The organism is Chitinophaga varians, from assembly GCF_014529945.1.
Taxonomy (GTDB): domain Bacteria; phylum Bacteroidota; class Bacteroidia; order Chitinophagales; family Chitinophagaceae; genus Chitinophaga; species Chitinophaga varians.
This window is the reverse complement of sequence record NZ_JACVFB010000002.1, coordinates 1,309,691-1,333,711: the sequence shown is the minus strand read 5'-3', so window position 1 is coordinate 1,333,711 and position 24,021 is coordinate 1,309,691. Positions and strand designations below refer to the sequence as shown.

At 48.0% G+C, this 24,021-nt stretch carries 21 protein-coding genes and 1 tRNA gene; 12 read left to right on the top strand and 10 right to left on the bottom strand.

The window, feature by feature from the left end:
• Positions 1-5 precede the first annotated feature (5 nt).
• The gene (locus tag ICL55_RS13335; RefSeq protein ID WP_188097833.1) at positions 6-899 is read right to left on the bottom strand and encodes a hypothetical protein; all 894 of its coding nucleotides are present in this window, start codon (positions 897-899) and stop codon (positions 6-8) included.
• A 101-nt stretch (positions 900-1,000) separates the two neighbouring features.
• Here ICL55_RS13335 and ICL55_RS13330 point away from each other — a divergent pair, with 101 nt between their 5' ends.
• The 8 genes from ICL55_RS13330 to ICL55_RS13295 all read left to right on the top strand — a co-directional run bounded on the left by ICL55_RS13330 (position 1,001) and on the right by ICL55_RS13295 (position 9,207).
• Positions 1,001-1,771, top strand: a complete 771-nt coding sequence (locus ICL55_RS13330; protein ID WP_188097831.1) for a TatD family hydrolase — start codon at positions 1,001-1,003, stop codon at positions 1,769-1,771.
• Between the two features lie 41 nt (positions 1,772-1,812).
• On the top strand, positions 1,813-2,853 hold the full coding sequence (locus ICL55_RS13325) for an asparaginase (protein WP_188097829.1): 1,041 nt from the start codon (positions 1,813-1,815) through the stop codon (positions 2,851-2,853).
• A gap of 146 nt (positions 2,854-2,999) precedes the next feature.
• Complete coding sequence (gene aqpZ / locus ICL55_RS13320) at positions 3,000-3,692, top strand: aquaporin Z (protein ID WP_188097826.1); 693 nt, start codon at positions 3,000-3,002, stop codon at positions 3,690-3,692.
• A gap of 90 nt (positions 3,693-3,782) precedes the next feature.
• Positions 3,783-3,872: transfer RNA gene (locus ICL55_RS13315), tRNA-Ser, on the top strand.
• Positions 3,873-3,980: 108 nt separating this feature from the next.
• Positions 3,981-4,280, top strand: coding sequence for a hypothetical protein (locus ICL55_RS13310; RefSeq protein WP_188097824.1), 300 nt, complete (start codon positions 3,981-3,983; stop codon positions 4,278-4,280).
• 206 nt (positions 4,281-4,486) lie between these two features.
• Positions 4,487-5,098: a collagen-like triple helix repeat-containing protein gene (locus ICL55_RS13305; RefSeq protein WP_188098415.1), complete on the top strand. Its 612-nt coding sequence runs from the start codon at positions 4,487-4,489 to the stop codon at positions 5,096-5,098.
• Positions 5,099-5,279: 181 nt separating this feature from the next.
• Complete coding sequence (locus ICL55_RS13300; protein ID WP_188097822.1) at positions 5,280-7,232, top strand: hypothetical protein; 1,953 nt, start codon at positions 5,280-5,282, stop codon at positions 7,230-7,232.
• A 235-nt stretch (positions 7,233-7,467) separates the two neighbouring features.
• Positions 7,468-9,207, top strand: a complete 1,740-nt coding sequence (locus ICL55_RS13295) for a hypothetical protein (RefSeq protein WP_188097819.1) — start codon at positions 7,468-7,470, stop codon at positions 9,205-9,207.
• A gap of 50 nt (positions 9,208-9,257) precedes the next feature.
• On the opposite strand, the gene ICL55_RS13290 is transcribed toward ICL55_RS13295, so the two are convergent.
• The gene (locus tag ICL55_RS13290) at positions 9,258-9,842 is read right to left on the bottom strand and encodes a pentapeptide repeat-containing protein (RefSeq protein ID WP_188097817.1); all 585 of its coding nucleotides are present in this window, start codon (positions 9,840-9,842) and stop codon (positions 9,258-9,260) included.
• A gap of 115 nt (positions 9,843-9,957) precedes the next feature.
• On the opposite strand from ICL55_RS13290, the gene ICL55_RS13285 reads away from it, so the two are divergent.
• The gene (locus tag ICL55_RS13285) at positions 9,958-10,725 is read left to right on the top strand and encodes a helix-turn-helix transcriptional regulator (protein ID WP_188097815.1); all 768 of its coding nucleotides are present in this window, start codon (positions 9,958-9,960) and stop codon (positions 10,723-10,725) included.
• A 68-nt stretch (positions 10,726-10,793) separates the two neighbouring features.
• Positions 10,794-11,627 carry an ester cyclase gene (locus tag ICL55_RS13280; protein WP_188097813.1) on the top strand — a complete coding sequence of 278 codons (834 nt, stop codon included), beginning with the start codon at positions 10,794-10,796 and terminating at the stop codon, positions 11,625-11,627.
• Positions 11,628-11,678: 51 nt separating this feature from the next.
• Here the strand turns inward: ICL55_RS13280 and ICL55_RS13275 are convergent, their stop codons facing one another.
• The 7 genes from ICL55_RS13275 to ICL55_RS13245 form a co-directional block, all read right to left on the bottom strand.
• Entirely contained in the window at positions 11,679-12,308 is a 630-nt protein-coding gene (locus tag ICL55_RS13275) for a TMEM175 family protein (RefSeq protein ID WP_188097811.1), read from the bottom strand.
• A gap of 79 nt (positions 12,309-12,387) precedes the next feature.
• Positions 12,388-12,978 carry an RNA polymerase sigma-70 factor gene (locus ICL55_RS13270; RefSeq protein WP_188097809.1) on the bottom strand — a complete coding sequence of 197 codons (591 nt, stop codon included), beginning with the start codon at positions 12,976-12,978 and terminating at the stop codon, positions 12,388-12,390.
• Between the two features lie 178 nt (positions 12,979-13,156).
• Positions 13,157-14,347, bottom strand: coding sequence for a thioredoxin family protein (locus ICL55_RS13265; protein WP_188097807.1), 1,191 nt, complete (start codon positions 14,345-14,347; stop codon positions 13,157-13,159).
• A gap of 49 nt (positions 14,348-14,396) precedes the next feature.
• Positions 14,397-15,845: a RagB/SusD family nutrient uptake outer membrane protein gene (locus ICL55_RS13260; RefSeq protein ID WP_188097805.1), complete on the bottom strand. Its 1,449-nt coding sequence runs from the start codon at positions 15,843-15,845 to the stop codon at positions 14,397-14,399.
• Between the two features lie 11 nt (positions 15,846-15,856).
• Entirely contained in the window at positions 15,857-19,318 is a 3,462-nt protein-coding gene (locus ICL55_RS13255) for a SusC/RagA family TonB-linked outer membrane protein (RefSeq protein WP_188097802.1), read from the bottom strand.
• A 225-nt stretch (positions 19,319-19,543) separates the two neighbouring features.
• The gene (locus ICL55_RS13250; RefSeq protein ID WP_188097800.1) at positions 19,544-20,668 is read right to left on the bottom strand and encodes a FecR family protein; all 1,125 of its coding nucleotides are present in this window, start codon (positions 20,666-20,668) and stop codon (positions 19,544-19,546) included.
• Between the two features lie 139 nt (positions 20,669-20,807).
• Complete coding sequence (locus ICL55_RS13245) at positions 20,808-21,134, bottom strand: nuclear transport factor 2 family protein (RefSeq protein ID WP_188097798.1); 327 nt, start codon at positions 21,132-21,134, stop codon at positions 20,808-20,810.
• A 350-nt stretch (positions 21,135-21,484) separates the two neighbouring features.
• Between ICL55_RS13245 and maoP the strand changes: the two genes are divergently transcribed.
• Positions 21,485-21,877: a DUF413 domain-containing protein gene (gene maoP / locus ICL55_RS13240; RefSeq protein ID WP_188097796.1), complete on the top strand. Its 393-nt coding sequence runs from the start codon at positions 21,485-21,487 to the stop codon at positions 21,875-21,877.
• Positions 21,878-21,969: 92 nt separating this feature from the next.
• Here the strand turns inward: maoP and ICL55_RS13235 are convergent, their stop codons facing one another.
• On the bottom strand, positions 21,970-22,980 hold the full coding sequence (locus tag ICL55_RS13235; protein WP_188097794.1) for a LacI family DNA-binding transcriptional regulator: 1,011 nt from the start codon (positions 22,978-22,980) through the stop codon (positions 21,970-21,972).
• A 104-nt stretch (positions 22,981-23,084) separates the two neighbouring features.
• Between ICL55_RS13235 and ICL55_RS13230 the strand changes: the two genes are divergently transcribed.
• Entirely contained in the window at positions 23,085-23,975 is an 891-nt protein-coding gene (locus ICL55_RS13230) for an inositol oxygenase family protein (protein ID WP_188097792.1), read from the top strand.
• Positions 23,976-24,021 lie beyond the last annotated feature (46 nt).

Sequence of the window (24,021 nt, the reverse complement as noted above, 5' to 3'; positions counted from 1 at the left end):
AAAAATTATTTTAAGGTCACTTCTCTTACCTTATCACCGTTGATGGTGATAGTCGCTTTATCATCACAAACCCCGTTACCATAGTCAATCACCGCGGAGAGGCTGTTGTAAGCCACCAGCAACTTGCCCTGGCTGACCCATTTGCAGGCTGTTGCCTTTATCAACGGAGATTGGGTGGTGATGGTAGCGCTGCCGGCAGGACCACCTTTTACGTAAGTAATAGCAGCATTACCTTCGAGGCTATATACGTTATCATTCGGTGTGGGCGTGCCTCCTCCGGCGGTTTGTGTTACGGTCTTTTTGCTGGCATAGCCTACAATCAGGGTATCAGCGTAGCTTACACGGCCATCTGTGATCTCTGACGTGTATTTAACACCGGTAATAGTATTATAGCTGATACCGGAGATCACGTTCTTACCGGCAACGGGGATACCGTTGTATTTATATCCTTCCAGGGTGATCTCTACGCGGGTACCGTTACTAAACAGGAAACCGGTAAAATTGATATATACCTTACCGCTGCGGGTAACGCCGTAATTGTCCCGGCAGGCATCACCATAATCGATGACCAGTTGTTTGGGCCATACGGTGGGATCTGCACTGCTGATGAGGATGGAAGGGCAGCCGGTCACGTTGGCATAATCAGCATAATCCGCTTTACGGACGTTGCCGGCCACGTTCTGGTCTACCGCCGCGATAGCAGCCGTTTCAAACAGATCGCTGTACATGCCCTGTACCTGTGTTTCATGAGAAGCCACTACCAGGGTATTGTTATCGTTTTCGTTATTGGTCACCGCATCGGTGGTCACTTCCTTTTTGCAGGCGAAGAAAAGGGTTGCCACCGCCACAACGGCAATGGTACCTGCCAGCACACGATTTGTACTGAAATAGCTTTTCATGGTATAGTTTTTTTAAATTAGGTTTTTCAGGATTTACCTTTGCGAAACTAAGGTACCTATTAAATATTATAAAAAATAAAAATTTAATAAATATTTTTATCATGTTTTGGATCGATACGCACGCACACTTGTACTCGGATGAATTTCTGGCTGATCAGCAGGAGATGGTAAAGCGTGCCCTGGATGCAGGGGTAACGACTTTACTGTTGCCCAATATTGACGAATCCTCCATTACCGCCATGTTGAAGCTGGAAGCTGCGTATCCCAAAAACTGTTTTGCCATGATGGGGCTGCACCCCTGTTATGTGAAGCCCGACGTGGAAAACCAGCTGCGGCTGGTCAAAGACTGGCTGATACACCGCTCTTTCAAAGCCATTGGGGAGATAGGACTGGATTTTTACTGGGACAAGTCGTTGGCAGAGCAGCAGTACCAGGCATTCCGGGAGCAGCTGCAACTGGCGAAACAATACAAGCTGCCGGTATCCATCCACAGCCGCGAGGCCACACGGGAATGCATAAACGAAGTAAAATCCCTGCAGGACGGCAATCTCAGCGGTGTATTCCACTGTTTTTCCGGCACGCTGGAAGAAGCCAGAGAGATCATCGACCTGGGATTCTGTCTGGGTATCGGGGGAGTGGTCACTTTTAAAAAATCCGGCCTCGACAAAATCATCGAAAACATTGACCTGAAGCACATTGTACTGGAAACAGACGCTCCTTACCTGGCACCGGTGCCTTATCGTGGCAAACGCAATGAAAGTGCCTATATCCCGCTGATCGGCGAAAAGGTGGCAGATATAAAAAATCTAAAAATAGAAGACGTAGCCGCTATTACCAGCAGCAATGCGCGGAAATTATTCAAAACGCTCTAACTGTTTAGAGGGTACCTTTGCAGGCAACTGGCAGTTAGACAATGAGTAAAATTCTGATAATCTACACGGGCGGCACAGTAGGCATGATCTACGATGACAAAACCAAAGCGCTCCGCCCGATCGGCTTCAATGAAATAAGAAACAATTTACCGGAGCTATACCGGATGGGGATCGATTTTTACGTGTATGCGTTCAACCCACCTATCGACTCCTCTGACATGCAGCCGGAGATATGGGTGGAACTGGCCAGTATCATTGAAGACCGCTACGACCGTTACGATGGATTTGTGATCCTTCACGGCTCAGATACCATGGCGTTTACCGCCTCTGCGCTGAGCTTCATGTTGGAGAATCTCTCCAAACCCGTTATCCTTACCGGCTCACAGCTACCCATCGGTAAAATCCGTACCGATGCGAAGGAGAACATTATCACCGCGATGGAAATAGCCTGCTCCCGGCATAACAACGGCAGCCGGGCATCGATGGTACCGGAAGTATGTATTTATTTCGACTTCTCCCTGTTCCGTGGCAACCGTTCCAAAAAATATAACGCTGAAAAATTTGAGGCGTTTTATACCATGAACTATCCACAGCTGGCAGAAGCAGGCATCGATATCAAATACAAACAACAATTCATCCTGCCAACGCCTGCCGCACCCTTGAAAGTGCATAAGGAACTGGAGACCAATATCACTGTGCTGAAGTTGTTTCCCGGCATTACCCGTAGCGCCGTGGAAGCCATTCTCAGTGTTCCCGGCCTGAAAGGCGTGATCATGGAGACTTTCGGCAGTGGCAATACCAACACCCAACCGTGGTTTATCCAAAGCATCAAAAAAGTAATTGACAATGGTGCCATCGTAGTAGACATCACGCAATGTGATGGCGGCTCCGTAGAACTGGGCAAATATGAAACCAGCCAGCACCTGGTAGAAGCGGGCGTAGTGAGCGGTCACGATATGACGTTCGAAGCCGCGGTGACCAAGCTGATGTTTGTATTGGGACAGGGCCTTACCAAAGAAGAAAGCAGGAAAATGATCGAAACGTCCCTGCGTGGTGAACTGACGCCGATAGAAGTGTATTAATACGAATATAAAAGAGAGTTAAAGCAGAAAGTATTGAAACAGTATACTTTCTGCTTTTTTATTGTAATTTTTTTTCTATATTTAATTATCAAGCCTATTCCATCCCTTATCTGTAAACGCTTTCTATCACCACAAAACTCCAAAGTATGAATGTTTCGTTAACGCAAAAGTTCATTGCAGAATTCTTCGGCACGCTGGTGCTGGTGCTGATCGGTTGCGGCAGCGCCGTAATCGCCGGTAGTCATGTAGGTCTTCTGGGCATTTCTTTTGCCTTCGGTCTGTCGGTGCTCACGATGGTATATGCCATCGGGCATATCTCCGGATGCCATATCAATCCGGCCATCACCATCTCCATGCTGGCCACCGGCAAGATCTCCGGTAAAGATGCCGGCGCCTACATCGTTGCACAGATACTGGGTGCGATCGTCGCTGCAGGCCTCCTTTACTGCATCGCAGGAGGCAGGGCCGAGTATTCCCTCGCGGCCAACGGACTGGGGCAGAACGGCATCGGCGACAACTATCAGGACCACTACAATGTAGCCAGCGGCCTGATCTTTGAAATCGTCTTTACCGCTATCTTCCTGGTAGTGATCCATGGCGCTACCAGCAAAAACAACAGCAACGGCGCACTCGCAGGCGTGGCCATCGGCCTCTCCCTGACCATGATCCACATCGTGGGCATCCCCATCACCGGCGTGTCTGTAAACCCCGCCCGTAGCATCGGACCAGCCCTCTTCGTTGGTGGCGACGCACTGGCACATCTCTGGATATTCATCGTAGGACCCATTGTTGGCGGGCTTATCGGCGGATTCATCTGGAAGCTCTATGACAAGGCCTAAAAAAAACTTGGAAAATAAAAGGAAAGGATTATCTTTGCAACCCTGAAACGGAAGACTCAACCCCTTCAGCAACGTTTCAAAGATAGTCACGGAGAAGTGCAGGAGTGGTTGAACTGGCACGCCTGGAAAGTGTGTATAGGTGAAAGCCTATCAAGGGTTCGAATCCCTTCTTCTCCGCCAGCTAAAAGAGATGATCATTACGATCATCTCTTTTTTTTTGAATGCAAATCCTTGCCCCGGTTACCCGCTGTCTGACCTCAACGAATCATGTTTCATTAAACAACAGGTATGCAAATTGAATGCTCTACAGAAAAACTACATGCTCTTTATATAAAAGCCAGAGAGAGCCTGTCAACATGTGTTGGCTTTGAGGAAAATAAATTTTTGCAGGAAGAACTTGGCGTGCCCTGGACATCCGTCATGGTAAAGGATAGTGAAGTAAAAATCAGCTTTTATGAAACGAAAGCCGAAACATATGTTATAGAAGTATGTTTGCAGCTGTATGTTTCAGGTGAATTAACCGGCGCGTATACGTATTATGAAGATGAGAAAGGTCATCCACAGGATGATAGCCTGGTGTTGTATTAAGAAATAGATACGATGATTTTTCCCACATACCGGGTTTGCCACCCTGAAGGAAGTTTCCCCTGTCCTGATAATCACCGGCCATCGGTGTTTTTCTTTATATTTACACCGGTGTCGTTAGCAATCAGAGAGCCCTATACCGAATCAACCTGTTCAGATCGTTTCTGCCAACTTTTATATAAACCTCCAAAATTTAAATTATCTGATCCATGAAACGTTTAATGTATTCCCTCTCGTTTCTGTTGTTAATAGCAACAGCCGTATTATCTATTTCATCCTGTAGTAAAAGCGGTGATCCCGGTCCTGCTGGTCAGCAGGGACCCAAAGGCGATAAAGGCGACAAGGGCGATAACGGCGCCGGCGGCCCTACCGGTCCTAAAGGAGATACCGGCACTGTCAATGTTATCTATTCCGACTGGCTCGATGTTGCCTATAAGCCTGATACTGTCCATCTCGCCGGTGGTAAAATTGATACGTTAGGTTACTACGCGGATATCACAGCTCCTAAGTTAACGACCAACATTCTGACCAAAGGTGAACTGAAGGTATATATCAACCTGAGCACCGCTGCTGATCCGGTGATCACACCTCTGCCATATACCGATTTAAAAAGCGGCCTTTACATCAAGTACGTTGCTTATCAACAAACCATACAATTAGATTCCAACGGGGATATTAGTACCGTGCAAAATAATGCTGGTACAAAATTGCATCAATACCGATATATCCTTATACCGGGCGGCACTGCTGCCAGGAAAAGCAATGCGATCAACTGGAACAACTACCAGGAAGTAAAAGCTTACCTCGGACTGAAGGATTAATGAATCCGTACCGCTGTAAATGAACCGGTGAATACCCACCGCCACAAAGGGATAGACGCAAGTCTGTCCCTTTGTGTTTTTAGCTTTTATGCGGCTGTATGGAACGTTTCACGCTGCGTAAATAGGGTGCGTAGGCGTCTGGTATATTAGTGGAATAACCTCAAACTAAATTCCGAACAAAATGACCCTAAAGAAAGAGCAGCCATCGAAAGCGCTGCATGAAGAATCCGAAGACATGTCCCATACCGACACCCTCCAATTTACAAATGCGTTGATGGACGCATTAATTACAGAGACAAACAGCGAAGATGCCTATGGCGATATGTACGCCCGTGCGGCAGACGGAAGTATGCGCCGGATCCCGATCGGAACGGTCGGGCAAATGCTGACAGTTGCCGCAGACGGATTCCCCGCCTGGGCAAATGATACTACCAACGCCATTGTAGTGGATGCAGGGCAGCATCAAGCCATCTCTGTAGCGAATACCAACTTACAGGCAACCGCCAGTGATCCGAACAGCACCATTACATCGTATCTCTGGACGAAACAATCCGGCCCCGTAGAGCCCATTGGCACCGGGTTTAACGGAGGATCATTTACTCCGCTGAGGACAAGGACCTTCACTCCCTCCGGAGCCGGAGATATCGTCTTTGACAATACGAATACCCTGCCCGGTGATCTGATCATACTGGAAGGAAATTTCAGGTCTGTAAGATTAGACAATGTGCAGGGCACACCGGCCAATCCCATCGTATTCAGGAATCCGGCCGGCCAGGTCACGCGGATCGGTAATACTACCTGGGCCGCCAATGGAGGACCAGCTTATGCTTTGCAAACCTCCAACGCTAAACACTTCATTTTTGCCGGCACCCACTGGAACAATCTGCTGTTTACAGGATCTGAAATCAATACCGACGGCGGTGGCGAACCTTATCGCTCTGCTTACAGGAACCTGTCATTTGATGCATTTTCCGAGAAATTCGAGATCTGTTATTTTACCGCGACACAGGGAGGCACCTGCATCGTGGCAAAGACGGATCCCGTATCCGGACAAAGTGCGACATGGTATCCCAATACAACATTGCAGGATATACTGATCCACGACTTTATCATCGACAACCCCTACAATGAAGGACTATACATCGGGCACACCGCTACCTATTGGGACTTAATCAGTAACACGCCCTATAATCAGAGTCCATACGATGCGCCTCCGGCCGACAGCAACCGCTACAAGCAACCCATTATGATCAGTAATGTCAGGGTGTGGAACGGCCGAATACTAAATACCGGTAAAGATGGTATCCAGATTTCAGCCTGTAAGAATATAGAAGTCTTTCAGAATGAAGTGGTCAACTGGGCATCTGTCAATGTTCCTGACAGAGCCAATCATAACGGTGGGATTCTAATCGGTGGACGATCTGAAACCAGCAACGTTCACGACAATATCACCCATGATTCCTGGGGAGAACATTTTCAGTTCTATGGCACCGGTACCGGACATATCTTCAAAAACAATCTATGCTACAATACAGATGCATCGAACGTGAGCGGTGATATGGCCTCCATTGCTGCAAGGAGCGGTTCCAATAACACAGAAAATCACCCCGGCCAGGTTACGGTAGAAGCAAATACATTTGCAAGATGTGGCAACGGGGCACTGGTAAGGGTCAACGGATATAACAATAAATCCGGTGGTGTATCCGGCACCGACAATCTACAGGTAATCCTGAAACGCAATATTTTGATGGCTCCCCGGAATAATGCCGGTGGTGACAATTATGACAGCTACTACGTATACACAGAAAACCCTCAGGATTACGGATACAACAACATTGTAACAAGGCCACTGACAGGCGCTGATGCAAATGTTCAGTACCTCACAATGGCGATAGCAAACGTAGATACCAACAACTATTATCTGCCCAACAACGCCTCCGTGACACAAGGATTCAGGAAAACCAAACCTGTAGGCCCCCAGCCTGTAACAGGAGCATCTGTTATTGTTACGCCGAACGCGGCGGCTACTGCCGTTACCAATATGGTGAGCGGCGTATATGTGTTCAGGTTAGTCGTTGGAAATGCACTGGGCCAGTACAAGGAAAGCACTGTTCAGGTTACGGTGACTTTATAATCTTATCCAGACAGCGATTTCAGGGCAGCCATCCACGCGTTCCCTTGTGATCATAAAATACCCGGCCGGCTTACCTCCGTAAGCTGGCCGGTTTTGTTGGCAGGCAGCGCAACATAATCATACGCCCACCTGATGCAACATCTAATATGCCCTATAAAGAGAATATGGGACATCCCGTATTTTTAAAAAGAATACCTTTACAAAATAATTATCATCCTATACCAAAAAGTACTTCATGAAACGCGCTTACCTAACCCTATGCCTGGCCATTTCCGGCATTGTAACCCACGCCCAGAAAACATCTATTAAATGGGGAGAAGAATTCAAACTCCGCAAAGGCAGTACAGACCTGGAAGTAATACATGCAGATAACAGCGGTGTATATCTTCAGGAAAGTCATATGGCCATCAAAGCTTACTTCGTAATAGGCGCTTCCTTTAGAGAATCTGCGGCGCTTGTAAAAGTGGATAAAAATTTAACAGAAGTATACCGCAACGATTTTAACAAGGAACTGAGAGGCAAAGAATTTGTACAGTTCTTTCCTTGTGAAGACAAGCTGTTCCTGTTTTCCTCCGACTATAGCCGCCGGGACAGAACACTTGCCCTCTATGCTTCTGCAGTAAATAAGAATACCGGAGAGCTCACCGGAGAATTCAGAGAAGTAGCCACCTTCCAGAAAGATGAGAAAGGTGATGATATTGACTTCAAGATTGACTACAATACGGATAGCAGCAAAATCCTGATTGTAAGCAGCGTGAAAGGAACGGAAAACAATGAGTACAAAATCCAGGAGCTCGACAAAAACCTCAGGGCTACCGCCAAACCCATCTCCATCAGGAATGAATTTGAACGCAAAAAATATCAACTGGAAGATGTATTGTATACCAGTGATCGTAAAGTAGTACTGGTAGGGCGCGTGTATGAATATGAAGAAGGCAAAAAGAAAAAAGAGAAGTTCCTTGACTTTACCAACTACAATATCCGCATCTACGACGAAAAAGGAAAACAGCAATCAGAACTCAATACCAGTTTCAACGGGAGATGGCTCTTTAGTACCAAACTGGTACAGGAAAGGAACAAAGATCTCGTCCTGGCTGCCTTCTACAGCAATACCAAAAAAGGAAAAACCATTGATGGACTGCTGGTACAAAGGATCCATGTAAACGATGGAAAAGTAATATCCACCAGTGAGAAACAAATTAATAACTCGCTGTTATCCGGTGACACAGACAAAGCAGATAAAGATGAGGCCGATGATAAAGAAGAAAGCAGGGAAGACAGAAAAATGCGAGAGGAATTAAACAAAATGAAAGAGGAAGGAGAAGGATTTTCCAGAAACATGCAGTTCCGGAAAATTTTTTATACCGTAGATAACGGACTTGTTATTCTCGCAGAACGATACCGTCACTATGTACGTACTTACACCAGCTACAGCACGGGGGTGAATGGACTGTCAAGCCAGCGGAGCTCAACCACCTATTCCACCTATCTCTCCGGCGACCTGATGATGTGTAAGATTGACAATGCCGGCAACATTGGATGGCTGCAGATATTGCCCAAAGATCAGTACGAAGAGATACAAGGGGCCACCAGCACAAGCTACGTCAACAGCTTTTCATTCGGCATGCATTATTTCATGGAAGGAAACAGACCTTTTTACTCCGGATTTGGCGCACTGCAAACAGCTGGAACGATTCAACTGCTGTTTAATGACCATCCCAAAAATGCCGGGGTAACCCAGGCTGGTCAGAAAGCTAAAACCGTCAGAGGCTTTGGCAAATCTGATTGTTACATTTTGAGTATCGACGAAACATCCGGTAAACTTAGCAGGAAAGTATTTTTCTCCAATTCCGATGTGCCTACTGCCATGCCACGGTTGGGATCAATCATTGGTAATGACATGTATCTGGTGGGAAAATCTGACAAAACCTTTGGCAAATCAAAAGTTGCTATCGCGAAAATCAGTGTAAAATAAATTATATCGCCTTTAAAGCGCTGGCAACCCCGGTTGTCAGCGCTTTAATTTTATTCAATATCCAAATTGTATTTGTAGAGCAACCCCGAGAGATTAAATGCAGAGAACCGGGCTTTCTTCATTTTATTAAACTCCGGATCTATCCCGAAGTGCTGTGCCATTCTAAAATCCGCCTTTTCCAAAATAGTTTTTGAAAACCGGGCCATTGTCAGGTCTGAATTCTTAAAATCAGCCGCTGTCAGATCTGCTTCCGAAAAGTCTACCTCTTTTAAGGAACAATCGTGAAAGATGGTCTTTCTCAGCCTGGTCCCGAGAAAAGTAGAATAGTCCAGTATGCAGGCGTAAAACGAAAAAGAAAACATAAACCGGTTACATTGGGTGAAATCAACCCCTAACATTTTACAACCGGTGAACCGGGCATCTCTGAAACCTGCACCGTTCAGTGTTACCATGGAAAAATTACACTGTTTGAAGTGACAATCTTCAAAACTATTATCGCGTAAATCACTGTTTGAAAAATCGCAGTCTATGAATTCACACTGCACAAATTCCCTGTTCATCAGTCTCCTTTCAGCATAATTAACATCAGAGAATGTCTTCTGTTGATGGATGACCGGACCGTTTGATTTATTCATAAATGATGGATGATTTTCAGCGTCACAAAAGAACTATTAAAATACGATTTATCTTTCAACCATATCGATATACCTACTGTGCGGTCAACAATTAAATAAGTACCTTTATACAGTTATGAAGACGTATCTGCCATCACCATCGCTTCAGCCCTTTATTCAGGCTTACAGGATCATCGAAAGCCAGGATGAAAAGGTGAACCGTGTGCTGCCGGATACCACGCCCGCTATTGCGTTCCGGTTCAAAGGGCAGGTCCGTTACCTCGATGGTGAACAATCGGCTGTTATACTGCCGGCTTCCGTTATCTCCGGCCTCAGAAGCAGTGTCAGGCTGATTAACTACCAGCCTGATACTGCCACCATGATTGTGCAGTTCAGGGCCGCCGGTGCGGCGGCTTTCCTCAAAACGCCGTTGCATGAACTGTTTGAACACAGCCTCTCATTGGACCATTTCATGGGCAGGCAGCAGATAACCGACCTGGAAGAGCAGTTGTCGGCCGCCCCGGATGATGCGCAACGGGTAGCGCTGTTAGATAATTTCCTGCTGTCGCAGTTACGCTTCCCTAAACAGGACGCCCTGGTACTGCATGCGTTACAGCAGGTCCATGCTGTTAACGGGGACCTCAATATGAAAGCGCTGGCCACAGCGCACTACCTCAGTCAGGATGCTTTCGAAAAACGTTTCCGGAAAGTGATGGGCACCACGCCGAAACAAATGGCGTCCATTATACGGATGAGAGCTATTCTACAGCAGCCGACAGGCAAAAACTTAACGCATCTCGCGCTGGATGCGGGTTACTTCGATCAGGCGCATTTCAACCGCAGCTTCAGGCGATTTACCGGCCTTACGCCCTCCGCCTTCTTTCAGGCGCCCTCCTTCTGGTAAAATCAATGATTTTTTACAATGATACGGTGACCGTATTCCTCAATTTTGTGGTACTAAACAACTATCACATGATCACACGATTATCGCTGTGCGCCCTGTTACTGGCAAGCACCGCCGCCTACCCGCAGATCAAAAATATTCACACTAAAAAGGAATTGACCATGGACACCGTACAACAAAACAGAGCCGCTATCATTGCATTCTACGAACAGATGCTGAACAACCGTCAACTGGATAAAATAGACCAGCTGGTATCCCCCGCATATACCAACAACCAGGGAGGCAAAGGCGTACCTGGCTTTATGGCACAACTTACCTCGCTGCTACAGACTTTCCCCGATGCCCGGTGGACGATCCTCAGTATAGCCGCCGACGGTGATAAAGTCTTTGTGAAACAACAGATGAAATGCACCCACCAACAGCCCTACCTGGGAGCAGCACCTACCCATAAAACCCTGACCAACGAAGGAACAGGGATCTATACCTTTAAAAACGGGCAAATCATCTCCCATGAGGTATTGACAGACAGGCTGGGATTCCTGCAACAGGTGGGACTGCTACCGTCAGATATAGGAGCGCCTGCCAAACAGGAGGAGGTGTATTTCATTGATAAATTCACGGTGCCGGCGCAGGCGGTAGCCGAATTCACAGAACGGGTGAACTACAACAGGAGCTTCATCCGGCAGCTGGAAGGATTTATCACCGACAAAGTTTATCAGCACCAGGAAGAAAATGGGCAGATCGCCATCGTCACCGTTGCCACCTGGAAAAACCAGGGTAGCCTCGACAATGCCAAAGCTCAGGTAATGGAAGAGTATAAGCGTATTGGGTTTGAGCCGGCAGCATTTTATCAGCGGCTGGGCATTAAGATGGACAGAGGAGTGTATCAGGCAGGTAATTAAGACCATATTGACATAAAAAGGTTACCCGGGCGGCAACCTTTTTATGTCAGATTATTTTTTATTGCGTCCTGATACGATCCCAAACGCATAATTGAGCTGCATAAGAATGATAAAGCCAATGCTCAGATAAGTACTGATAAAGCACAGTAGGGCCCCGGCGAAGTACAACATCTGGGCGGTAACAATACGGCGTTTGATGGCGCTGCTGATCACTTCTTTATCTCCCTCCGTTTGAACAAATCCGTGCTTCATAGCATAACTCCAGTTAATATAAAGGCAAACACCTAACATTAATATATTAACCCAGTAAACGAGTATCGCGAATTTATAATCGGTGTAATCACTCAGGAATGCTGTGGAGAAAGGCAACAACGACACAAACAACAGAAACAACAGGGAGATCCAGTTCAGGTTTCTGTCACTTTTTTCAATATAGGCGAATTGAGCTGACTGCCCCACCCAGAAAATACCAGCTGTCATAAAACTGAGGAAATACACTAAAAACCTTGGCAGCTGTGCGAAGAAAACTTTGGCAAGTTCGTTTTCAGTAAGCTTTCCCTCTACACCCGGCACTTTGATTTCCAGTACCAGTAAAGTCATGGCAACGGCGAATATCCCGTCACTGACAGCCTCGATACGTTGGGTACTTTTTCCTGCGATCTTGTTATAGGATAATTTCATGAATGATCTTTTTTAAAGTTAACAAAAAACACCGGCTACTTTTGGGGGAAGGAGCAAGCCGGGAAAGATGTATGCTCAGTTAGTTGTTGCTTTGCTCTAACACGGCCATCACACTCAGGAGTAAAGGGAAAGCGCTGTCCATGCCTTTGCGGATGGCGCGCAACGCCTGAGAGATTTTCTTCTCCACTGTTTTGACGGAGATTTCCATTCTGTCTGCAATTTCCCGGTAGGTAAGGCCTTCATCGCGGCTCATGCTGAAAATGGCGCGCTGGTCTTCCGGGAAAGTGGCCAACACCCGCTGCAGAACGTTATCCAGTTCCTTAAAGGCCAGGGGTTCATGTTGCAGCAGGTCTTTGGAAATATGGGCCAGTCTTTCGTAAAAGTTAGTGTCTGATTTGAGGTTGCGCAGCGCTTTCAGCTCCTGAAAGCGGACTGCCTGAAAGAGGTAGGCTTTCAGATGCAGTATCTCTACTTCCTGCCGGCGATGCCAAAGGGAGATGAACACTTCCTGCACGATGTCCTGTGCCAGATCGCTGTCGGACAACATATTACGGGCACGGACATACAGTACTTTCCAATAACGGTTGTACACCGCTGTAAAAGCGTCCTGATCATCCAGTGTTATCTGGCTCCAAAGCTGATCATCCGTATATGTGCTGTAATCCGACATGAATCGCTACCTGTTGTTTGCGGGCCTACAAACAGGAAGTAACAAGGTGTATCCATTCTAGATGGTTGGTAAGGGCGAAGATAACTTTAGCAGCGAAATAATGCAAGTCCTTTTTAAAAAGGAAAGGGTGCAGCCACCTGGCTACACCCTTTTTTTTCACGGGATATGGTCAGTTTTATTACAGTTTTTCCAGCTCGTCTACCAGCTCCTGGGCCAGTTTCTGGATTTTGGATGTTTCTGCGTCGGCCAGCTTTCTGGCTTTGCGGGCGGCTACCAGGCCTTCCTCTTTTTTCTTCATGGTAAGGCATACCCATCCAAAAGTGCTCTGGATACTGTATTCCTCTGGTTCCAGCACAGCGGCCTTCTTAGCCATTTTATAAGCCTGTGGCAGGAATGCGGCGGTTTTAGGGTCCGCCTCGCGTTTGCCGTTGAGGCGGCGTGCCAGGAAGCTCAGTTTCTCAGCATCTGTTTTCAGGATGCCTTTCATGGCCCCGTCCGTCAATTTCACATATTCTTTGGCGTTACCCTGGTGCTGGTACCATTCGGCAGCCAGCATCACCGCCTGCTTCTGTCTTATTGGTGATTTGGACAGTTTGAAGTGCTGTAATCCTTCAAAGAAGCCTTTTTCATCGCCGGCGTAGATTTTAGGATACAGCGTGCTGGAGATAAGGCGGTCGGTCAGCGCATCGCGCTCTTCCTGACCGGCATAGGAGGTAAACTGCGCCTGATTGGCCAGGTAGTATTTACCCAGGCGGTCATCTCCGGAACGGGAGATATTTTTTATCACCTTCCATCCCAGTGGTGAATTCAGGTCGGCATCAGTGATTTTGGCGCTGATTTCTTCGGCGATTTTCTCCGCGGTGCGGCGGTCAGACCTGTTCACGGCGAGATAATAGTTCAACAGGAACGGTACACTTCTTTCGCCGGCATTATAGCGGGCGGAGAGAGACGACATGCTGCGGTCCGGGTCGGTGGCCATGTGGGCTTCTTCCAGAAACTCTTCCACAGACATGCGGGAACCGGTACGGTGCACTACTTCTCCTTTGCTGTTGATGAACAGGTAGGTAGGAAAGGACTGCACGTTGTACTTCTGCCGCAGCGCTATTCCTTCACCTTTTTCCATATCCAGCTTGGTATTGATGAAATGCTGATTGTAGTAGTTATATACTACCGGTACGTTGAACACATTTTTCTCCATCCATTTGCAGGGACTGCACCAGGAAGTGTAACAATCGAGGAATACCAGCTTGTTCTCTTTCGCAGCCTGGTCGAGGGAGGCCTGCCAGGCAGCGTTATTAAACGCGATTTCTTCCTGGGCCATGCCTTTCAGCGCTACCAGGAGGCAGAGCATTGATAAAATCTTTTTCATAAAAATGGTGTTTGCCCGGAGGAGTGGTTACCTCCGGGCCATATGAAAGTTAACGTTCGTATTGTGGGATGTTGGGGTTCATAGCCACCACCTTGGGCGGTACCGGGAACACATAACGTTTGTCGTTGGCGGGCAGCGTAAAGGTCTGTCCGTTATGCGTATGGGTAATGGTTTTAGCGAAACGGGCATCTTTGTTTAACCGTTTCAGGTCGGCCAGACGGCTGTATCCCATGAGGGCCAGTTCTCTTCTGCGTTCTTCCAGTACCAGGCGGAGCGCGGCTTCATTGTCGGCAGCCACCAATGGTTGATTGTTGCTGATACGGTTGTCGCGCAGGGTGTTGATCAGTTGCAGCGCCCTGTCTTTGCTGCCTGTGCGGGCTTCCGCTTCGGCGGCATTCAGGTACAACTCAGGAGTGCTCACGCCTAAATTAAAGTCAACGTAAGCGGCCCACAGTACGCGGCCCGGGAATAAAATTTTATTCGGGCCGAAAAGGGCTTCCCCATTGCAATAGAACAGGCTAAAACGTTTGTCTGTAGCGCCCGCCGGCAGATCTTTCTTAAATACATTGATCAGGTCCGGATTGGCATATACTTCTGTGAAAATGCTGGAAGAGCTGGGCGTTCCCCTGCGGAACCAAACCGTTTCCTTATTGAGATGGCCGTCCGGGAAAGCGGATTTATCTGCGGGGTTGTATACACGGCCCCAGGTGCCTTTCTGGACATCATAGGACGCATAGGTCATCAGCACATTATTCACCGCAAGGGCTTTGTTCGCATTTTCGAGGGCCGCTTTATAGTCTCCCATATACAGGTTCACGCGGCTCAACAAGCCATAGGCAGCGCTCTTCCCGGGTTTCAGGGTGTTGGGCACATTATCCTGCAGGTTAGGCAGTGCTTCTTCCAGGTCCTGTTTGATTTGTGCATATACAGCGGCCACGCTTTTCCTTTCATAAGGCTGGGTGATGTCTTCTGTCAATACCAGAGGAACGCCCAATGCGGCGGCAGCATTAGCAGGATCGTATTGTTCGGCATAGATATTTACCAGTGTCAGGTATTCAAATGCACGGGCTACCTGCGCCTGGGCGCGCAGTCGCTTTTTCTCCTGTTCGGTAGCATCTGTCACCTTCATCACATTATTGATGACGGTATTGCAAACATAGATATTGGCATAGGAAGGGTTCCACTGTGGGTCTTCACTATTCTGTTCAAAGATCTGTCCGGGTGAAAAATTATACAGGTTACGTTTATACACTGCGTAGAAGGAATAAGCCGCAGACTGGTTCACATCATTATCTTCCCCACCTTCCACATCATCTGTGATATAAGCGGGATAAGCTCCTACTGCAGCAGTAAGGCTGGTATTATTTATCAGTTTTTGATAATCGTCAAAATACTCAGGAATGGTATATCCTTTCGGTTTTATGTCCAGGTATTTGTTACAGGCAGGCAATGTCGCAAAAGAGGCGCCTGCCAGTAACAGAATGAATATTTTCTTCATGTTTGTTCCGTTTAGAAATTAACATTTACACCAATTGTATAGCTTGGAGGCACCAACAATCCTCTGGTGGCATTGATAATCGTTCCGTTCCACACTTCCGGGTCCAGGTTTTGTTTGTTGGCAGACCAGCGCCATGCATTCTGTACCTGGAAGCTCACGCGCGCACTTTGTATGTAAGCTTTTTTCAGCAGCGCTGACGGGAGGTTATAACTCAGAGTTACGTCACGCAGTTTGATATAGGATGCTTTGCTGATATGTTTGTCAGCGCCTTCCCACAGTACCGTGGTAGTAGTGGAAGCTCCGCTGAAATAAGCAGGTGCGAGGTCCGGATTCTGTTCATCACCTGGTTTTTTCCAGTAGTTCAGTGCCAGACGATCTATATTGGTGGTGTAGTTCAGCTCAGGAAACTTCGTCAGGTATGGCGCTACCGCGTCACGCATTACACTACCACCGTAGTAGATGAACATAAAGAAGAGATCAAAATTCTTATAGTGCAGGGTATTCTGCAAAGAAGCGGAATAAGGTGGTATGGTTGTTCCGCTGTACACCAGGTCCTCAACGGTTAAGTTCTGCGTGGACTTCACGATCTTTCCGTCTTTGGTATAAGCCTGTGGTCTTCCGGTGGCGTCCAGCCCAGCATAACGGATGCTGTATAATCCGTCCAGCGGAATTCCTTTCCTGCGCTGTGCTGCGTATACATATCCGTATACTGAGTTTTCAGAGACATCCAGCTTGGTCAACTCATTTTTGTTATAGTTGAAGTTAAAGGTGGTATTCCAGCTGAAATCACGGGTTTTAACATTCATGCTGGTCAGGGTGATATCTATACCACGGTTATACATGTTGCCATAGTTGACAATGTAAGAACTCCAGCCCAGGGTAGGATCTGCGGTCATGTTGCCCAACAGATCAGACGTATTTTTATTGTAGAATTCAACAGAGCCGGTCAGTCTGCCACCGAGCGTAGTGAAGTCGACGCCGATATTGGCCACCTTGGTTTTTTCCCAGCGCAATCCGGCATTAGGCGGACTGTACACATAGGCTTGTGATTCATTGGTCAGGTAGTTAGGGATATCATCCCTTGTGATCATGTAAGGGCCTGCGTCTTTGGGAATGTTGCCATTAATGCCGTAGGTAGCGCGTACCGCCAGGCGGTCGAGCCAGCTGATATCTTCGCCATCCGTCACTACATACATTAAACCCGCAGACCACATGGGTTTGTATTGGTACTTAGGATCTGTTCCGAACAGGTTGGATTGATCTATTCTGATGCTACCGGAGGCTGTCAGCCTGCGCTTATAAGTATAGGAAGCGTTACCGTAGAAGGACACGAACCTGTCTTCCAGGTCACGGAAGCCTCTTTCTCTGTCTTTGCTTCTGTTATCCAGTCGGAACTGACCGAAAAGCGACTGCATATTTTTCAGGTTCTGACTCAGGGCCAGTTCATCTATCGGTTTATAATTGAGGCTGTATTCATCATATCCGTATTTATAAACGTTGGTGGAAGTATTTCTTACCTGACGCCGCTCAGCGCCCACCAATGCCTGGATTTCATGATCATCACCCATCAGCTTATCGTAGTTCAGTTGCAACCGCAGCATATTCGTTGCCACGCTGGTCCTTGTTTCATTAAACTGACCACCCAGCGGCAGCAGGGATGTTGGGGAGGTGATAGGCGTAGCATCATTGAGCTGAGTCGTTACCCAATTGGCATTCTTGCGGTATAACTGCTGAATGGTGGTATCCATGCGTTCTGCCTGATAACGTACATCCAGCGTCAATCCGTTGATGATTTTGAAATTAGCGCCAATATTCAGGTTCAGGTAGTTGCCTTTTCTGGTATAACGTTGACGGCCAAGTTCTTCCAACGGACGATAGGTTTCGTCCTGCAGCCCCAGTCCTTTCAGACGGTCTATTTCATATTGGGACTTGCTCAGATACCATTGTGTGGGCTGCCCGTTCGGATCACGGAGCATATAGTAGGATGCTTTCCCGGTATTGTAATTTTTCATGCCCAGGAAGCCGTTGTCAAAATCTTCTTTGATGCTGCTTCCCAGAACGCCTACGTCTATCCGCATCCATTTGGTGAAATAGAAGCTATTGCGGAGGTTATATCCCACACGCTGCGACTGCTGTGCTTTCTCGTACGGATTGGTACCGAGATAGTTCACGGAGAGGTTATAGCGATATTTTTCGCTGCCACCGGAAATACCCAGCGTATGCTGGTTGGTCACCATCGTTTTGCGCAGTAATTCGTCCGTCATCTGATCATAGCGGTCACTGTTACGATATACGTCCAGCGCGCGCTGTAACTGCTCATCTGTAATTTTATTCCCCTTTCGTTCGTATAGCAACCGGTATACGTCATTCATGGCTTTACGGGGGTCGATGGCGCTATAGTCGCCGGAGCGATAGTTAAACATGTCGCGCTGAAAATCTACCAGTTCAGTGCTGGACATCAGGTTATTATAGCTTCTGCTGGGCAGTGGGGTAAACTTGATGGCGTTGTTATAAGTAACTCTCATCGCACCGGGTTTGCCTTGTTTGGTGGTCATTACGATCACACCGTTGGCGGCGCGGGCACCGTAGATAGAAGCCGCTGTTGCATCTTTCAGCACTGTCACAGTGGCGATATCAGCCGGATTGATCACCGCACTGTCCCCTTCAAAGGGCATCCCGTCAATTACGTACAGGGGAGCAGTCTGCGTGCCTAAGGTGGTCACCCCGCGGATCTGCATTTTGCCTTTATAGGACGTCATGCCTGCGGCCATCCCTTCGAGGCGGTCCAGTATGCCTGTCTGCATTTTACCGGCCATATCATCGGCGGTAATGGTGGAATAAGAGCCCGTAGCGCGTTCTTTGGAGATGGTCTGGTAACCGGTGCTCACCACGGAAATACCTGCCAGGCGGCTGGAGAGCTGTTCCAGTTTAATGTGTATGCTGGCATTTTTACCGACGGTCACTTCTTTGGTATTGAAGCCTACATAGCGGATTACCAATACATCACCGGGCTGGGCGTCGATATTAAAACGGCCATCCACATCGGAAATAGCGGAGCGGGTCGTTCCTTTGATCACCACAGAGGCGCCCGGCAATGCGGTACCGGAGCTATCGGTGATGGTACCGGTAACGGGTATCGCTGCTACTTTTTCAACGGTCAATGGCGCTGCGACAGCATGCTGGGCGCGTTTGATGATCACCACTTTGTCCACGATCGTGAAGGTGAGTGGCTGATCTTCAAAACACTGCTTCAGCGCGGCCGATAGCTGCACATTTTTCAGGTCAAGGTTTACCTTGTCCGTCTGTTGCAGGTCCTCTTTGGAATACAGGAAAGAATATCCTGTTTGTTGTTGCATCTCCCTAAAGACCCTGGTTAACGGAGCTTTCTTTAAAGAAAGCGTTACTGTCTGGGCAAAAGTGCCCGCACTCACATGCATAAAAGCAGCCAGCAGTAACATGACAGTCAGTTTCATAATCTTCCAGATTTTTCTCCGGGCAGGATGACTGCCGGAGTGCTCATTAGCTGGCGGGTACAGGGTACCACGCTGGGCTTGGAACCAAGCTCTTAAAATCATACATTTGATTTTGGGTGATGAATAAAATTTCTAAACAGGACTTTTTAATGTTGCCCACCGGCCAGGGATACTGCGAATATCTCTGGCCATTTTTTTGGGCGGATGTATTGATTGGTTTTTGCTTTAAGGTTTGACGATAATCTTGTTTCCCTCCACCACAAACGATACGCGGCCTGTCAGCTCCAGCATTTTCAACAACCGCGACACCGGTACATCACGGGGGATGGTACCCATAAAGTGGTGGGTAACGTTGCCCTGATATACCACCTCCGCACCATACCAGCGCGTTACCTGGCGCATCACGGTGTGGATGTCTGCATCGTTGAAATTGAACTGTCCGTCTTTCCAGGCGGTGATATCTTCTGTTTCTACAGTTTGAAGGGAAAATTGCCCGTTGGGCTGCAGCTGTGCCTGCTGACCAGGCTTCAGCATATACGACTGTCCGTCATTGTTCACGCGCACAGATCCTTCCAGCAGGGTGGTACGCACCCCTGTTTCGTCGGGGTAGGCATTGATATTGAAATGTGTGCCCAGCACAGACACTTCCATATCACGGACTTTTACTTTAAATGGTTGTTGCGGATTGTGGCTGACTTCGAGATAAGCCTCTCCTTTGAGCGCCACGATGCGGTCTTTGCCGGTAAACGCGGTAGGGAACGTAATAGAGGAGGCCGCATTCAGCCAAACACGGCTACCATCGGGTAAGGTGAGCCGGAACTGGCCGCCTGCCGGTGTGGAGAGGGTGTTATATACAACCTCCTGCGGCGCGCCGGATGGCTGATAACTCAGCTGGCCGCTGCCGGTACGGGTAATTTTGCTGTTGCCCTGTGGCGCGAGTGAATCGGTCGACACATCATCCAGCACCACGGTGGATCCGTTGGCCAGTGTCAGGATGGCTTTATTACCACCCGGTTTTATATCATTATGAAAAACGGATTTCTCCCTGACGGCCACAGAGGGCATTTGCTTACGGGGAAAGAGGGATATGCCTCCCACGGCTACCAGCGCCAGCACCGCGGCGGCAGCGGCATAGGTCCATCTGTGGGAGCGTTTCCGCGGCGCCCGGATTTTCTGCATGATACGGTCGTACATGACCTGTTGCAGCAAAGCCTCCGTTTCCGGTTCCATGCCGGTTTCACCGGAGGTTTCCAGCTGCTCGCAATAACGGTCTACCAGCGCCTGCTCGGCAGCTGTGGCGGTACCGTCCAGATAACGGTTGGCTAATTCGTGAAAGGTGTTTTTATCCATGCCTGATAGGTAGTACCAGAATGGAAACCTTACCCTACGGGTAAACGATCTTTTTTTGGGGAAATTTTAACATAAATGTAATCATCAAGTCTAACCGACTGATTTTAAAATATTAAGCGCGATTTGCGCTTAATATTTTTTACAACAATGGCCGGGGATCGAACACCACCCGGAGGGAACTGATTTTTTCGTTTTTCAACTGATACCAGCTGCATCCAAATACGGTTTTATCGCCCATGATATAATCACATAACACGCATACATCGTCTCCGTCTTCAAATATCTTATGAATCGTGTATTTCATTTTCATGCGGCCCATATCTTCCATGTATACGTCGGCGCCATCACGGGAGCCTAATACGCCCACAAATTTGAAATCGGGCGTCAGCAATGTACCGGCTGTGGCCATGTCTTCTTCGTTCAGCGCAGTCAGGAACTGCTGCACGGTTTTTCCTGCTTGTGTCATCGTCTTAATTTTTTTATCTCCACACAAAGGTCGGGCCACAGCAGGAATCTGTCCTGTGACGATCGTCACAAAGCGCAACGCTACCGCCTGCCACGGATACGGCTCAACGTTTCCCAACGATTATCCGCTGCAGTTAAACCGCAGCACTTCAGCGGGCCGCCATGCCTGTATCGCTCAATTTTAGCCCGGCATCATTCATTTACCATGTCGGGAACCAGGCTGATGGCCTCTATTTTTAACCCAAAAATGGGTAAACACCTCAAAATTTACTATCTTAATATACGACCAGGTGTCTAGCCGAAGACAATCGCTTTATTTTACCTTCTGTAGTTCTTAAACAAATTAGGGTTATGATGAACAACGAAGCAAAGAAACACCATGAATACATAAGAGTAAAGGGCAAATTTACCCTTGCGTGTAATCCTGTGATTTTCTCAAATGAAGAAATAGATTTGTTAGAAAAATATGGGTATTGGTTCGAGGCGTTGACAGAGGGAGTGCTTCTACCATTTAGTGTTGAGCAAGAACAATTTGTTGAAATGGCTCAAATGAGGAAAAAACCTGAAACTCGTTATGAAAAATTATGGTTTAAGTATCTCAAGAGGAAGGAAATTGAATTAAAAAAAGGAGCAGTGTTATATACCTCTCCACTGCTGAAGGAGGACACTTTTTATAACCGCAACATGGTAAGCACGCTGAGAAACACTATGTTTATAACAATGAAGGAAAGCCACAGGCAATAGCTATGGTCTTGCTGCACATTTTCAGGTATAAGCAAATTTGTTTACACTGCATAATCAATCTGAATTATATAAATATAACAATCAGTCCCTTTTCATTTACTCGATCCCCTCACCACCAACTCCGAAGGAATTACGATTCGTATATCCTTTGCCGTTAGCGGCTTCTTTTCCAGCATTTTCACCAGCACCTCCGCGGCGGCTTTGCCCATGTCAAAAGCCGGCTGCGTGATCGTCGTCAGCGACGGTTCCAGAATGGTAGCGATCTCCAGATTGGAAAAGCAGGCCAGCTTAACGTCTGCGGGCATACGCAGTTGCAGTTGCCGGCATACCTGATATACGGTGGTGGTCAGTTTCTCCACGGAAGCGACTATGCCATCCGGCCGGTGGGTGCGCTGCAACAGCTTTTTCACCAGTTGAAAATTACGGGCGCCGTCTGTGGTGCAGGTAAGTATATTCCGCTGATGTACCGTTATCTGATGATCACCTAACGCCTGCACGTAGCCGGCCATCCGCTGGCGGCAGATAGACAGACTGTCGGAGATCCCGAGATAAGCTATTTCCCGGCATCCCTGCGCTACCAGGTGGGCGGTGGCTTTATAGGCACTTTCGGCGTCATCTGTCACGATCTTAGGCGCCGACAGCGTTTCCAGTACCCGGTCAAAAAATACGACCGGCACATCCTTATCGATCAGCGCCTGCACATGTGCGGTATCGGTAGTTTCCCGTGATACCGACAACAGCACCCCGTCGACCCGGCCACTCTGAAAATCTTTTAATATGGCCGCTTCTCCGGCATAACTCTCATGCGTCAGATAGATGATGACATGGTACCCTTTGGCCTTCACCGCTGCCTCTATTCCGTTGATAGCGATTGAAAAAAAGCTGTCGGCCACCTCCGGCAGCACCACTGCAATATTCCTGCTCCTCCGGCCACGCAGGCTGCTGGCGTACGCATTGGGAATATAGTTCCACTCGGCAGCCAACGCGCGCACCCTTTCTTTGGTGGCGGCACTGATCTCATAACTGTCCCGCAACGCCTTGGAAACCGTCGATAACGAAAGATTCAACTCCCGGGCCAGCGCCCTGATGTTTACGTTTTTCATGGTCAATAAATCTACGAAACCGGTTTCGTAAATAAAACTCCCCGCCCATACCAATAATCCTGTCAAAATAGCCGAAATTTAAGTCAGCCATAAAACAGCTTGCCATGGATAATAAAAAGCCTTCCTTCACCGAACAAGAAGTGAATCCTTTAACAAGCCTCGACCAGTGGGAAGATGCCGTATTAGAAAGGTATCCCACTCCCGAAAGCATCGCCACCTCCAAATCCGTGGATGAATACCGGAACTACGACACCCCGGAAAGAGATACCGTCCGCGAATTCTATCGTCTCAATCATACCTATCAGACTTATGATTTTGTGCAACAGAAAAGAGCCGATTTCCTGCAATTCAACAAAAGGGAAATGCCGGTTTGGGATGCTTTCAACTTCCTGAACGAACTGGTAGATGATTCCGATCCGGATACCGATCTGGACCAGTTCCAGCACCTGCTGCAGACATCGGAAGCCATCCGTAATGATGGCCACCCCGACTGGATGGTGCTCACGGGCCTCATGCACGATATGGGCAAAGTGCTCTGCCTCTTCGGAGAACCGCAATGGGCCGTTGTTGGCGACACCTTCCCTGTAGGCGCTCCCTATTCTGATAAAGTCGTTTATCCGGAATATTTCCGTAATAATCCGGACTATCAAAACACCACGTACCAGGAAGGTACCGGCGTTTATACGCGGGGCTGCGGCCTGCGCAATGTGCACATGTCCTGGGGCCACGATGAATACGTGTACCAGATGATGAAAAACCATCTGCCGGAATCCGGCCTGTACATGCTGCGCTACCACTCTTTCTATGCCTGGCACCGAGAAGGCGCCTACGATTATCTGCTCGATGATCACGACCGCGAAATGCTCAAATGGGTGAAACTCTTCAACCCATATGACCTGTATTCCAAAAATCCGGTACCGCCGGACTGGAATCAACTTCGTCCCTATTACGAAGATCTCGTGGCGAAGTATCTCCCTGCCACCCTCAAATTCTGACTATTCTGAAAAACCTCCGTTTGTTGCTGCATATCAACAGGATCCC